General features: G+C 71.3%; 12 protein-coding genes. 2 read left to right on the forward strand and 10 right to left on the reverse strand.

Annotated features, from left to right (window positions below; all coding sequences use genetic code 11):
* Positions 1-53: 53 nt before the first annotated feature.
* The 7 genes from JOD66_RS04025 to JOD66_RS04055 are packed head-to-tail and all read right to left on the reverse strand — an operon-like array spanning position 54 to position 8,636.
* Positions 54-611, reverse strand: coding sequence for a hypothetical protein (locus tag JOD66_RS04025; RefSeq protein WP_204835640.1), 558 nt, complete (start codon positions 609-611; stop codon positions 54-56).
* A 4-nt stretch (positions 612-615) separates the two neighbouring features.
* Positions 616-2,241: a choice-of-anchor P family protein gene (locus JOD66_RS04030; RefSeq protein ID WP_204835641.1), complete on the reverse strand. Its 1,626-nt coding sequence runs from the start codon at positions 2,239-2,241 to the stop codon at positions 616-618.
* The gene (locus JOD66_RS04035; protein ID WP_141797927.1) at positions 2,238-2,945 is read right to left on the reverse strand and encodes an ABC transporter ATP-binding protein; all 708 of its coding nucleotides are present in this window, start codon (positions 2,943-2,945) and stop codon (positions 2,238-2,240) included. Before JOD66_RS04035 ends, JOD66_RS04030 begins: the two co-directional genes overlap by 4 nt.
* Positions 2,942-3,709 carry an ABC transporter ATP-binding protein gene (locus JOD66_RS04040; protein ID WP_204835642.1) on the reverse strand — a complete coding sequence of 256 codons (768 nt, stop codon included), beginning with the start codon at positions 3,707-3,709 and terminating at the stop codon, positions 2,942-2,944. The genes JOD66_RS04035 and JOD66_RS04040 overlap by 4 nt, the downstream gene beginning before the upstream one ends.
* Before the next feature lie 3 nt (positions 3,710-3,712).
* The gene (locus tag JOD66_RS04045) at positions 3,713-5,662 is read right to left on the reverse strand and encodes a branched-chain amino acid ABC transporter permease (protein ID WP_307823280.1); all 1,950 of its coding nucleotides are present in this window, start codon (positions 5,660-5,662) and stop codon (positions 3,713-3,715) included.
* Between the two features lie 5 nt (positions 5,663-5,667).
* Positions 5,668-7,149: an ABC transporter substrate-binding protein gene (locus tag JOD66_RS04050; protein ID WP_204835643.1), complete on the reverse strand. Its 1,482-nt coding sequence runs from the start codon at positions 7,147-7,149 to the stop codon at positions 5,668-5,670.
* On the reverse strand, positions 7,149-8,636 hold the full coding sequence (locus JOD66_RS04055) for an ABC transporter substrate-binding protein (RefSeq protein ID WP_204835644.1): 1,488 nt from the start codon (positions 8,634-8,636) through the stop codon (positions 7,149-7,151). Before JOD66_RS04055 ends, JOD66_RS04050 begins: the two co-directional genes overlap by 1 nt.
* Positions 8,637-8,780: 144 nt before the next feature.
* On the opposite strand from JOD66_RS04055, the gene JOD66_RS04060 reads away from it, so the two are divergent.
* Positions 8,781-9,272, forward strand: a complete 492-nt coding sequence (locus JOD66_RS04060; protein WP_204835645.1) for a DUF6174 domain-containing protein — start codon at positions 8,781-8,783, stop codon at positions 9,270-9,272.
* Positions 9,273-9,275: 3 nt separating this feature from the next.
* Here JOD66_RS04060 and JOD66_RS04065 read toward each other — a convergent pair whose 3' ends face one another.
* Positions 9,276-10,328, reverse strand: coding sequence for a MaoC family dehydratase (locus JOD66_RS04065; RefSeq protein WP_204835646.1), 1,053 nt, complete (start codon positions 10,326-10,328; stop codon positions 9,276-9,278).
* Entirely contained in the window at positions 10,325-11,521 is a 1,197-nt protein-coding gene (locus JOD66_RS04070; RefSeq protein ID WP_204835647.1) for an acyl-CoA dehydrogenase family protein, read from the reverse strand. Before JOD66_RS04070 ends, JOD66_RS04065 begins: the two co-directional genes overlap by 4 nt.
* A 128-nt stretch (positions 11,522-11,649) precedes the next feature.
* Between JOD66_RS04070 and JOD66_RS04075 the strand changes: the two genes are divergently transcribed.
* A complete protein-coding gene (locus JOD66_RS04075) occupies positions 11,650-11,937 on the forward strand; it encodes a hypothetical protein (RefSeq protein ID WP_204835648.1) in 288 nt (95 codons plus the stop codon).
* Positions 11,938-11,992: 55 nt separating this feature from the next.
* Here JOD66_RS04075 and JOD66_RS04080 read toward each other — a convergent pair whose 3' ends face one another.
* A complete protein-coding gene (locus JOD66_RS04080; protein ID WP_204835649.1) occupies positions 11,993-13,351 on the reverse strand; it encodes a hypothetical protein in 1,359 nt (452 codons plus the stop codon).
* Positions 13,352-13,417: the final 66 nt, after the last annotated feature.

Genomic DNA, 13,417 nt, shown 5'->3' on the forward strand with positions numbered 1-13,417 from the left:
CGCCCGTCCTCCGCGCCCGGCTATCCACAGGCGCGAGTCACCCCAACCGCGGCTCAGCGGCGCGCCGTCGGCCGGCACACCCGGCAGGTCGCGAGGTGCGCGTTGTCCTCCCCCACGGGGGTGAGGTCGTCGCGGTGGGCGATCAGCGCACAGTCCCGGCGGTGCATGGTGGTGCCGCCGCCGGCGACGACGGGGATGGCGCCCACGTCGTGGCCCTGCTCGTCGGTGCGGGCGGAGGTGGCGGTGACCTCGGCGAGGACGAGCAGCGTGTCGGCGAGACGCTTCGAGGACTCGCGGCCGTCGGCGGCGATCCGGGCCAGCCAGGCACCGAAGTAGAGGAAGCCGCCGACGAAGGTCAGGCCCAGGCCGAGCATGCCGCCGGAGACGACATAGGACATCTGGTCCCACTGGTACGGCGTGTTGGCGGCGCCGTACCAACCCAGGATGATCACCACGATGCCGAGCGGGAGCATGATCGCGCCCGCCCAGAACAGCACCACCTGGAGCAGGGCGTAGTGGTTGTCCTTGAGGGGCGCGATGCCCGAGCGGGTGGACTCGCCCGCCCGGGGCAGGCTGCCGGCGCGGCCGGAGGGGGTGGCGGCGGTGGTCATGGGCTCAGGCCTTTCGGAGGTCGGGCAGGCCGCTGTCGAGGCCGTGGGGACAGGAGGCGCCGAGACCGAGGGCCGCGGCGCCCAGCCGGCGGAACCAGGACCCGGCGACCGCCGCGAGGGCGAAGGCGGCGACGAGGAGCATGCCGGGGATGGAGAACAGCTCGGGCAGGCCGGCGCTGGTGGGCGCGGCGTCGACCAGGTCGCCGGTGGGCGCGGAGCCCGCGGTGGGCACGGTGCCGACCGGCACCGGCGTCGCGGCCGACGGTACGCCGACCCCACCGGCCGCGGCGGGCGGCGCGGCCTCCGGGGCGGCGGGCGGGGCGGCGGCCTCGTCGGTGGCGGGCGGCGGGGCAGAGATGTCGATCGGCGGCACCGTGTCGACCTCGGCCTTGGCGACGCCGAGGGTGACGACCACCTTGGGCGCCAGGTTGGACAGACCGGAGACGACGCCCTTGAGCGGTCCGGCCTGGGCGGGGATCAGCTCGCCGAGGACGCTGGTGGGCAGCGCCTTGAGCAGCGGCGAGAGCAGCTGGGTGTCGATGGTGATCCGCAGGCCCTGCGACAGGCTGGTGCCGGCGTCGCCGTCGACGGTGCGGACCTGCTCGGGGATCTCGAAGGTGACGCCGAGGGCCTTCAGCGCGTCGAGCGGCAGCTGGTCGAGACCGGGGATCGGGGTGGTCTTGCCCATCGCGACCGCACCGTCGGGGCCGAGGCCGAACTCCTGGCCGGCGATCGCCAGCTTGCCCCAGACCGCCTTGCCGGTGGCGGTGCCGGTGCTGCCGTCGGAGGTGGCCTTGGCGACGGTCTCGACGCCGCCGAGGGTGATCAGGCCGCCGAGCAGCCGGATCTCGCCCAGGGTGGCCCGCGAGACGCCGACCACCTTGCTGTCCTTGGCCTCCATCTTCGACGTGGACACGTAGCCGTCGACGTCGACCAGCGCCGCGAGCTGGGGCGGCAGGCCGGGCGCCGACGCCGGGGTGGTCGCCGAGGCGCCGCCGAGCCCACCCCCGAGCCCACCACCGAGCCCACCACCGGTGAGCATCCCGGTGATCCCGTTGAGCAGGTCCATCAGGCCGCTCTTCTGGCTGGGGTCGGCGACCGGGCCGTCGGGCCCCTGCACCGTGCCGTCCGGTGAGAAGCCGGTCTCCGCGCTCGCCGTCCCCTCGCCGGAGGTGGTGGTCATGATCGCGCCCGGGATCGACTCGTCCTTCTGGGTGGGCGTGTCGCCGGGATACTGGGAGTTGACCTGCATCGGGTAGCCGTTCGCCGTCAGCGGCGTCGACGGCAGCCCGAGCTGCTCGCCGAAGGTCTTCAGGCCCTCGCCGACCGGGTCACCGGGCCAGAACAGGCTGGAGCGGCCGCGCGACTCGCCCGAGTCGGCCTTGACCTTGCTGTAGCCGAGGTCGAACTCGACCTGGGCCTGCCCCGCGTCGACGGGGATCGGGATGCTCGGCTCGAACACCTCGACCCGGATCGGGGCCGACCAGGCCTGCGTGGTGTACCCGCCGTAGGGCGCCGCGCCCCCGTCGGCCGACGCGGGCTGGGCGGCGGGACCGGCGGCCAGCAGCGCCAGGGAGCCCACCAGAGCGCCGGTGACGGCGAGTCGGAGTCGGTGGTGTGTCGCGGTCATGCTGCCCCTCCCAGGATGACGTCGGCCATGGTCTCGAGGATCTCCCCCGGCTCACCGGTGGCCACGATGCGTCCACCGCTCATCACGGCGGCATAGTCGGCGACCCGCAGCGCGGTCCGCGCGAACTGCTCGATGCACAGGATGGACACGCCGGACTCGGCGATCCGGGCGACGGTCTCGTAGAGCTCGTCGACGATCAGCGGCGCCAGGCCCATCGACAGCTCGTCGAGCAGCAGCAGCGCCGGGTCCGAGGCGAGCGCCCGCGACATCGCGAGCATCTGCTGCTCGCCCCCGGACATGGTGCCGGCGAGCTGGTGGCGCCGCTCGTGCAGCCGCGGGAAGTACGCGTAGGCGGTGTCCAGGACGGCCGAGGCCGGGACGCCGGCGTACGACATCAGGACCAGGTTCTCCTCCACCGTGAGGTTCGGGAACACCGAGCGGCCCTCGGGGATGGTGCACAGGCCGACCCGGGCCAGCGCGTCGGACGCGGCGCCCTGGACGTGGACGCCGGCCAGGTGGATGTCGCCGGACGTCGCCTCCTTCTGGCCGCTGATCACCTTGACCAGCGTCGACTTCCCGGCACCGTTCGGGCCGAGCAGCGCCATCACCGCGCCGCGGGGCACGGACAGGTCGACGCCGCGCAGCACCTCGATCCGGCCGTACGCCGCGTGCAGGTCGATCACGTCGAGGATCGGGACGCTCACGAGACCACCTCCAGCACCGTGGTGTCGCCCTCGTCCTCGGCGTAGCCGAGATAGGCGCGCTGCACCTCCGGGTCGGTGCGGATGTCGGCGGGTGCCCCGGAGGCGATGATCTCGCCGAAGTCGAGCACGTGGATGTCGTGGCACACGCTCATCACCAGGTCCATGTCGTGCTCGACCATGAGGATCGAGCAGCCCTCGGCGGCGAGCTCGACCAGCAGCTCGCCGAAGGCGTCGGTCTCGGTCTCGTCGAGGCCGGACGACGGCTCGTCGAGCAGCAGCAGCTGCGGGTCGCTCGCCAGGCACCGGGCCAGCTCGAGCAGCCGCGCGGTGCCGGTCGGGACCGAGTCGGCCCGCTCGTCGGCGTAGTCCGCGATCCCGACCCGGTCGAGCAGCACCTCGACGGAGACCGCGCCGCGCCGGCCGCCGAACCAGGCCACTGGTCCGCCGTGGATCTCCTGGGCCACCCGGACGTTGTCGCGCACCGACAGCGACCCGAACGCCTCGAGCCGCTGGAAGGTGCGGCCCACGCCGTGCCGGGCGCGGCGGTGCACCGGCCAGCCGGTGACGTCGCGGTCGCGGTAGCGCACCCGGCCCTTGGTCGGCCGCTGCAGGCCGGTGATCACGTTGAAGCAGGTGGTCTTGCCGGCGCCGTTGGGGCCGATCAGCCCGGTGATCACGCCCCGGTCCGCGGTGAAGGTGGCCCGGTTGACGGCGGTCACCCCACCGAACCGGACCACGACGTCGTCGACCTCGAGCAGCGCCATCGCTCAGCCCACCCTCTCCATGTCGACCAGCGGCACGTCGACCGCACCGTCGGTCCCGTCGGGGCTCCCGCCGCGGGGCAGCAGTGACTGCAGCCGGCCCTCGAGCCCGGGGGCGACCCGCCCGCGCAGCCAGCGGCCGACCCGGAACAGGTGGTTGGCCAGGCCGTTGGGATCGCGGCCGAGGAGCACCGCGCCGAAGCCGATCACCGCGAACATCAGCCCGGCCAGGCCGGGCGAGGCCGCCTGGAGCTCGGGCAGCAGCATCAGCGCGAACCCGCCCAGCAGCGCGCCGGTCACCGAGGTGGCGCCGAAGACGACGGCGAGCAGCAGCACGAGCAGCGACTGGAAGTAGAGGAAGTCCGCCGCGCCGACGGTGCCGCGCAGGCCGGCGAACAGGCCGCCCGCGAGGCCCGCGATGCCGGCCGAGAGCGCGAACAGGCCGACCCGGAACCAGCGCATGTCGAGGCCGAGGGTGCCGCACGCCGACGGGCTGTCGCGCATCGCGACCAGCAGCCGGCCCAGCGCCCCGCGCCGCAGCACGAGGAGGCCGAGCGAGAGCAGCACGAAGGCGAGCACCATGAACCAGACGTACGCCGTGTCCGAGCCGATCCGCAGCCCGACGATCGAGAGCCGCTCGGCGGCCAGGGTGCCGTTGAACTTGAACGCGAAGTCGGCGTTGAAGACCACCTTGTCCATCAGCACCGCGAACGCCATCGTCGACAGCGCGAGGTAGAGCCCGGTCAGCCGCAGCACCGGCAGCGCCACCAGCGCTCCCGCCGCGGCCGCGATCAGCGCCGAGAGCAGCAGCCCGAGCAGGTTGGGCTCGTCGAGCTTGGCGTAGGCGAGCGCGCCGATGCCGGCGAAGGTGAACTGCGCGAGCGAGACGTGGCCGCCGTACCCGGTCAGCAGCACCAGCGAGAGCATCACGATCGCGTACGTCGCCGCCACGCCGACCAGCAGCACCTGGTTGGGCGCGACCAGGTTGACGACCAGCAGCACCACGACGAGCAGCCCGGCGCCGGACCCGAGCGAGAGCCTCATGGTCGGCACCGGCGCGGTGACGATGCCCTTGACCTGACCGATCCGCAGCTGCGCCTGTGGCATCAGCACCACGATCGCGAACAGGAAGAGCGCCGGGATCACCGCCCGGAAGGAGTTGATGACACCCTCCTTCGGCAGGTAGGCGACGGCGAGCGACTCGAGGACACCCAGCGCCATCGCCCCGCCGAAGGTCATCGGCAGGCTCTTGAGCCGGCCGAGCATGGCGGCCGCATAGGCGTTGATGACGAGGAGGGTGAGGGCGTAGTAGTCGAGCAGCACGACGGGAGCCAGCAGGATGCCGCCGAGCGCGGCCAGCGACATGCCGATCGCCCACGACAGCGCGGCGACCCGGTCCGGCTTGCCGCCGAACAGCCGGAGCAGGTCGGGATTGTCGACCGAGGCCCGCATGGCGGTGCCGATCCGGGTGCGGTTGAGCAGCAGGTAGAGCCCGAAGGCGACCGCGATCGCGCAGACCAGGGTGATCACCTGGTGCGCGCTGACGTAGGTGCCGCCGACGTTCCAGGTGGTGCCGTTCCAGAACGGCAGCAGCGAACGCGGCTCCGGCGGCCAGATCTGCTGGGCCAGGCCGATCAGGCCCACCAGCAGGCCCACCGTCACGACGAGCGCGACCGAGACGGGTCCCTCGCCGAGGCCACGCGTGACGAAGCGCTGGATGAACCAGCCGATCGCCGGCGCCACCACGCCGAGCACCAGGATCAGCGACAGCACCGTGGGCATCCCCTGGCGCTGGGTGAAGTCCCAGAACACGAAGGACAGGAACATCCCGAAGGCACCGTGGGCGATGTTGAACACCCGGGTGGTGGTGTAGGTCAGCACCAGGCCGCTGGCCATGATCGCGTAGGCGGCGCCCGTGAACAGGCCCAGCAGCGTGTAGGAGAAGAGGGAGCCCACGGCGATCAGCCCCCGACCCCGGAGTCGACGACATTGCCGCACAGGTAGGTGCCCGAGGAGACCTGCGACCACTGGCCGCCGCTGAACTGGAGCATCTTCAGACAGGGCGGGGTGGCCCCGGTCGAGAGGTTCATCGCCGTGTGGGCTCCGTTCCCGGTCCAGGCCGTGGTGGCGCGGATGGCGTCGACGAGGGAGGCGCGGGTCAGCTTGCCGCCGAGCGCGATCGCCTTCTCCACGAACAGCCGGGTCGCCGACCACGCGAACAGGCCGTAGTAGTTGGGGATCGCACCGGGCTTCACCTGCTGCAGCCAGGAGAGGTAGAGCTGGATCTCCGCGTTGGCCTTGTTCTCGAACAGGTCGTTGGGCGAGAAGACGTAGGTGCCCTCGGCGACCGCGCCGGCCTGCTGGATGTAGCGCTTGTCGTAGATCGTCGGGTCCTGCAGGTAGAAGTCCGGCTTGAAGCCCTGCTGCTGCATGGCCTGCTGCAGCTTCACCGTGTTCTGGTACGGCCCGTAGTAGATGACCGCCCGGATCCCCTTGTCCTTCATCTGCTGGACGTAGGGCGCGAAGTTGAACTCCGCGACGTCGATGCCCTGGACGTACTTCGCCGACCACCCGGCGGCCTTCTCGAAGCCGGCCGCGAGGCTCTTGGCGTTGACCGGAGCCGCGCCGGCGTTGATGTAGAGGAAGGCCGCGTTCTTGACCGCGTCGGGGTACTTGGCCGCCAGCCACTTCGCGGCCGGGTCGGAGATCAGGTTGGTGCGGATCGAGTAGGTGCCGAAGCAGGTCTTGCAGGCCTGTCGCTCCGGGTTGACGATCGTCGAGCGCAGGTCGGGGATCCCGCACGCGTTGGCCGTGGCCGCGCCGCCGGAGTCGAAGGCCGACATCGAGCCGACCGCGGCGAAGGCGTCGCTGCAGGCCTTGACATAGGCCTGCTGGTCGGCGCCGGCGTCGGCCCGGCTGTCGAGGTTGACCAGCGACAGCTTGCGCCCGCAGACGGTGTTCTGGGAGTTGAAGTACTCGACGTACGCACGCGTGGCCTGCTGGGCCGACTCGAAGATGCCCGGCACCGGACCGGAGATGTCGGAGACGTTGGCGAGCGTGATCGCGCTGTCGGTGATGCCGGTCTGGTTCTTGAAGCCGTCGCAGGAGCCGGCCTTGGCCTCGCCCGTGGGTGAGCCCTTGCCCTTCGACTTGCCGCCGCCGCTCGCGGCGCCGCCCGTGGCGCCTGCCGCCGGGGCGCCGGCGTCACCCCCCGTACCGGCCGCGGGTGCCTCGCCCGCGGCCGGTACGTCGCCCGCGGCCGGTGCCTCGCCGGCCGGGAGTCCGGTGTCGCCGCTGGTGCCGGTGGTGCCGGTCGTCGTACCGCCGCCCTGGCCGCCGGCCTTCGCCACGGTCGCCGGGTCGAGCTGGGAGCCGCAGGCGGTGAGGGCCAGCAGGACGACGCCGGCCGCGACCGCGCGGCGGACCCGGGTGCGCGCGCCCATCAGCCGCTCACCCCGGAGTTGACGACATTGCCGCACAGCCAGGTGCCGGGCGAGACCTGCTGCCAGCGTCCGCCCTTGTACTGGATGATCTTCTGGCACGGCGGGGTCTCCGCGCTGCCGACCCGCATCGCCGCGTGGGCGCCGTTGTCGGTCCAGTCGTTGACCTTGCGGACCGCCGCGACCAGGGACTCCCGGGTCAGCTTGCCGCCGAGGGCGGTCGCCTGCTCGACGAACAGGCGCATGGCCGACCAGGCGAACAGGCCGTAGAAGTTCGGCACCGCGCCGGGCTTCACCTGGTTGAGCCAGGACAGGTACAGCTGGATCTCGGGATTGGCCTTGTTCTCGAACAGGTCGATGGTCGAGTACACGAAGCTGCCCTCGGCCAGCGAGCCGGCCTGCTGGACGTAGCGCTGGTCGTAGATCGTCGGGTCCTGCAGGAACACGTCGGGCTTGAAGCCCTGCTGCTGCATGGCCTGCTGGAGCTTGACGGTGTTCTGGTAGGGCCCGAGGTAGACCACCATCTTGATGCCCTTGTCCTTCATCTGCTGGACGTAGGGCGCGAAGTTGAACTCCGCGACGTCGATGCCCTGGAGGTAGTTGACCGACCAGCCCATCTTCCCCCAGGCCGCGGCCTGGCTCTTGGCGTTGCCGACCGCGGCGCCGGCGTTGATGTAGAGCATGGCGACGCTCTTGACCGCGTCGGGGTACTGGCTCGCCAGCCACTTCGGGCCCGAGTCGGCGATCAGGTTGGGGCGCACCGAGTAGATGCCGAAGCAGGTCGAGCAGGCGGCCCGCTCGGAGGTGGTCATCGCGGCCCGGATGTCGGGGAGTCCACAGCCCTGGGCGGTGCTGGCGCCGCCGGAGTCGAAGGCGCCCATCGAGCCGACCGCGGCGAACGCCGAGCTGCACGCCTTGGTGTACGCCTGCTGGTCGGCACCGGCGTCGGCCCGGCTGTCGAGGTTGGCGATGGCGAGCTTGCGACCGCAGATGGTGTTCTGCGAGTTGAAGTACTCCACGTAGGCGCGGGCGGCCTGCTGGGAGGCCTCGAAGATGCCGGGCACCGGCCCCGAGAGGTCCGCGACGTTGGCCAGGGTGATGGTGCTGTCGGTGATGCCGGTCTGGTTCTTGAACCCGTCGCACGACCCGGCCTTGGCGGTGCCCGTGGGCGAGCCCTTGCCCTTCGACTTGCCCCCGGCGTCGCCGCCCTTCGGCGTGCCACCGCCGCCCGCGGCGGCGTCCGGGCCCCCTCCGGCCGTGGGCGCCTGCCCGCCGGCTCCGGCGTCGGAGCCGGGCACCTCGCCGCCGGCGGCCGGGACGCCGTCGCCGGAACCGCCGACCGGGGCCGCGACCCCGCTCGTCTGATCGGCGCCGGACTGGCCGTTGACGCTCGCCACCGTCGCGGGGTCCAGCTGGGAGCCACAGGCGGACAGCGCGAGCACGATGACGGAGACGCCGAGCAGTCGCCGCACACGCGGGGGTCGAGGCATGCCCGACCAACGAGCCGCCTGTGACCCAGGTCACGGCCGAAATGAAACTTGTTTCAGTTTCGCCGCGGGACGCCAGGCGACGCGCGGGGCAGAGCCCGGGGGAACCGTGCGGCCCCCTCGATCGTCCCAGGCATCATGAGGACCATGCGCCTGCCCACCACCCTCGCGACCGCCGCCCTGACCGTGCCGCTCCTGCTGGCTCTCTCGGCCTGCACGAAGGAGTCGGAGCGGGCCGCCGACACGACCTCCGCGGCGCCGAGCAGCACCGGCGCCCCGACGCCGAGCGCGACGCCGTCGTACCCGACCTTCGCAGCGCAGGACTACAGCTACCACCTCGAGGTGCTCTGCTTCTGCCCGCAGCTGGGCACCGTCGAGGTCGTCGTACGCGACGGGAAGGTCACCGAGGCGACCTCCCTCGACGGCCCCCAGGCGGGGGCCTCGGCGCCCGAGTTCGCCCGGCTGAGCATCAACGACATCCTCGCCCAGGCGCACGCCCCCGAGATCGCCAAGACGAAGATCGACTGGCCCGACGGCCAGGACCACCCCGGCTCGGTCATGATCGACCGGATCGCGCAGGGCGTCGACGACGAGGTGACCTACACGATCAAGGACGTGCAGGTCACCCCGGAGGGGTGAGCGTCAGCGCGGGACGAGCGCCCAGTAGTCGAGGTCGAGCAGCACGCCCGGGGCGTACTTGCCGTCCTCGCCACGCAGGGTCATCGACTCGTCGCGGCCCTTGGTGGCCACCAGCCGCAGCCGCAGCGCACCGACTCCGGGCGCGGCGGTCTCGGCCTTGTCGAGGACCTCGGACCAGGCATAGACGGTGTCGCCCGCGAACGCCGGCGCGGCGTGGGCGCCGGCGTTGATCGCGGCGATCAGCTGCGCGTTGGCGAGACCGTTGAACGACAGCGCGCGGGCCAGCGAGATGACGTGGCCGCCGTAGACCAGGTTGCGGCCGTCGGGTCGGGCCTCGACGTTGAAGTGGACCTTGGCGGTGTTCTGCCACAGCCGGGTGGCCTGCTGGTGCTCCGACTCGGTGAGCGTGACGCCGTCGACGTGGTCGATCCTCTCCCCGACGGCGTAGTCGTCGAAGCGGTGCGGCTCGCCCGCCGCACCGAAGTCGTACTCGCTGTAGTCGAGCCCCTCGGGCAGGACCAGGTCGCTCGGTGCCACCACCGACGCGAGGTCGGGCACGACGGTCTCCGGCGCGGGGGCGTCGAGGTCGCGCTTGTGGACCATCACCCAGCGCGCCCACTCCAGCACGACCTCCTCGCGCTGGTTGACCGCGGTGGAGCGGACGTAGACGACGCCGCTCTTGCCGTTGGAGTTCTGCTTGAGCCCGATCACCTCCGAGGAGGTGCTCAGCGTGTCGCCGGGCAGGACCGGGCGGCGGAAGCGGCACTCGGCGTACCCGAGGTTGGCGACCGCGTTGAGCGAGACGTCCGGGACGGTCTTGCCGAAGGCGATGTGGAAGGCGATCAGGTCCTCGACCGGGTGCGGGTCGAGCCCGACCGACGCCGCGAACACCGCGGACGACGGTAGGGCGAAGCGGGTCGGGTAGATCGAGCCGTAGACCGCCCGGTCCCCCTCGGTCACCGTGCGCGGGGTGGCGTGCCGGATGACCTGCCCGACCGCGAAGTCCTCGAAGAAGTTGCCCGGGTTCGTCTTGCCCGACGGCGCGGCGGTGCTCACTTGAGCTTGTACTCCTTGAGCAGCTGGCGGCCGATGATCATCTTCTGGATGTCGGAGGTGCCCTCGCCGATGAGCATGAACTTGACCTCGCGCATCAGCCGCTCGATCTCGTACTCCTTGGAGTAGCCGTAGCCGCCGTGGATCCGGAAGGAGTCCTCGACGACCTCGTTGGCGTACTCGGAGGCGACCATCTTGGCCATGCCGGCCTCGACGTCCATCCGCTTGCCGGTGTCCTTGAGGCGCGCGGCGCGGACCATCATGTTGTGGGCGGTCTCGACCTTGGTCGCCATCTCCGCGATCCGGAAGAGCACCGCCTGGTGCTCGGCGATGACCTTCCCGAAGGTCTTGCGCTGCTGGGCGTAGGCCACGCCGAGCTCGAAGCCGCGCCAGGCCAGGCCGCAGGCGCGGGCGGCGACGTTGACCCGGCCGACCTCGACGCCGTCCATCATCTGGAAGAAGCCCTTGCCGGGCTCGCCGCCGAGGATCTGGTCGGCGCCGATCCGGTGGCCCTCGAGGATCAGCTCGGTCGTCTCGACGCCCTTGTAGCCCATCTTGTCGATCTTGCCGGGGACGGTGACGCCCTGGGCGGTCTCGCCGAAGCCGGCCTCCTTCTCGACGAGGAAGGTGGTCATGTTCTTGTAGACGCTCTCGGCACCCTCGTCGGTCTTGACGAGCAGCGCGACCAGCGTCGAGGACGCACCATTGGTCAGCCACATCTTCTGGCCGGTGATGGAGTACGAGCCGTCGTCCTGCTTCGTGGCCTTGGTCGACACCGCGGAGACGTCGGACCCGAGGCCGGGCTCGGACATCGAGAAGGCGCCGCGGACCTCGCCGGTGGCCATCCGGGGCAGGTACTTCTGCTTCTGCTCCTCGGTGCCGTGCTGCATGAGCAGGTAGGCCACGATGAAGTGGGTGTTGATGACACCCGACACGCTCATCCAGCCGCGGGCGATCTCCTCGACCACCAGGGCGTAGGTCAGCAGGGACTCACCCAGGCCGCCGAACTCCTCGGGGATGGTCAGGCCGAAGACGCCCAGCTCCTTGAGACCGTCGACGATCTCCTGCGGGTAGGTGTCGGAGTGCTCGAGCTCCTGGGCGACCGGGATGATCTGCTCGTCCACGAAGACCCGCACGGCCTTCAGGATCTCGGACTGGTCCTCGGTGAGGCCTTCGGTCTGGCAAAGCCGGGTCATCGCGTTCCCTTTCGCTGGTGGTGCCGGACCGCACTGTACCGGCGGGTAGCGGACGAGACCGACGACCGTGAGACATGTCACCGCTCGCCTGGAAACCCGCTTCCGAGCGGGCGCCTAGCCTGGTCTCCATGAGCGAGTACGACGCCCCGGGCAGCCCGACCGACGCCGACCTCACCGCCGCGCTGCGCGAGTTCAGCGCCTCCGTCACGGCCTTCACCGCCGCCGTCGCCGAGCTCGACCGGGTGGTCGAGCGGGCCGACGGCCTGCTCACCCGCGCCGACCGGCTGCTGGCGCCGCTCGCGGCCACGCAGCAGGTCGGCGACCAGATCAAGGTCGCCGGTCAGCTGGCCTCCCAGGTCGCCTCCGCCGCGGTGAAGCGGGGCGTGGCCGCCGCGAAGACGGTCACGGGGCCGTAGGGACCCCACTCCCCACGACCCCGCCGACCGGGCTCAGCCTGGAACCAGGCTTCGGTCAGATCGTCCGGCCCACGGCCGCGAAGAACCGGATGAACATCTCGTCGTAGCCGAACTGGTCGGAGCGGATCTGCGCCGCCGAGCCGGGACGCTTCTGCTCCTTGGTGACCCAGACCCGGCTGGAGTCGATCCGCACCGCACGGGTGCCGCCCGACGTACTGGCGAGGACCAGGCCCTTCGGCAGGCCGTACTGGCCCCAGTTCGGCTTCCGCTTGGCCCACGACTTGTGCTTCTTCTTGGTGCCGAGCAGCTTGGCGAGCTTGCGGTCCAGGTCGGTCGCCTTGCGGTGCCCGGTGATGATCTGCACCTCGACGCCGCGGGCCCGCGCGTTCACGATCGCACGGTAGATGCTGGTGCCACCGAGCTTCTTGGTCGCCAGGTGCAGCGCGGAGCCGGGCGGCGCCTGGTTGATGGCGCTGCGCACCAGGCGCAGGGTCGCCTTCTTGTCGTCCTTGTTGGACATCCAGCCCGGCGCGAAGGCGCCGGCGCGCGGCCCGACGTTGCCGAGGTCGACGGTGAGCAGCTTGTGGTCGGAGTTGAGCTCGGTGGTCGTCAGGTTGGTGACCGGCAGCAGCGGGTCGCCCTGGTAGAGGTAGGCGTGGTCGATGACCGCGCCGCTGTCGTGGGTCGGCGGCGCGACCCCGAACAGGTCGAAGGCGTTGACCAGGCCCATCGCCGCGATGTCGTTGCGCGGGTAGGCCGCGCTGCGGAAGTTGACGTTGACGTCACCCGCCATCAGCACCGGCCCCTGCGCGGAAAGGGTCTGCGCGAGACCCGCCAGCCGCTGGTACGACGGCAGCGTGATGCCCGGCGTGTACGCGGTGACCGGCGCGAAGTGCACCGCCACCACCGACACGGTGCGGCCCTCGGCGTTGCGCAGCGTGGCCCAGTTGGCGTACCGGACCCCCCAGTGCACCTTCTGCTTCTTCGACTTCCCCCAGACCTCGCTGATGTTGTAGGTCCCGGCGGCGATCTTGGTCCACCGCGAGGTGTCCCACACGACAGCGGTGGCGCCGGTGTAGGTGCCCGGCGTGCGCTGGATGGCGTAGCCCGGAGGCGCGAGCAGCGTGTCGGGGCGGCTGGACACCTCGTTGAAGGTGATGAAGTCGGGCAGCTGCGCGAAGACCTGGCCCAGGTCGGCGGCGGTGCGGTCGAGCGACATCCCGGACTTGATGTTGGCCTGGACCAGGCGCACCCCGCCCGCCGCCGACGGGTCGGCCTGCGCGGCGGTGCGGGCCAGGTCGTCCCGGCCACCGCCGCCACCCGCCGCGAGCACCAGCAGGGCCGCGAGGACCGCGAGCGCCGTGACCGTCGCCGGTAGGGCTCGAAGCCGTCGAAGCGAGCTCAGCGTGCGCATGGGACCTCCCGATTCCGGTGCCGAGAATGCACCGAGCGAACAATTTCCTCAGGAATCACATCAGTA

The organism is Nocardioides nitrophenolicus (assembly GCF_016907515.1).
Classification (GTDB): domain Bacteria; phylum Actinomycetota; class Actinomycetes; order Propionibacteriales; family Nocardioidaceae; genus Nocardioides; species Nocardioides nitrophenolicus.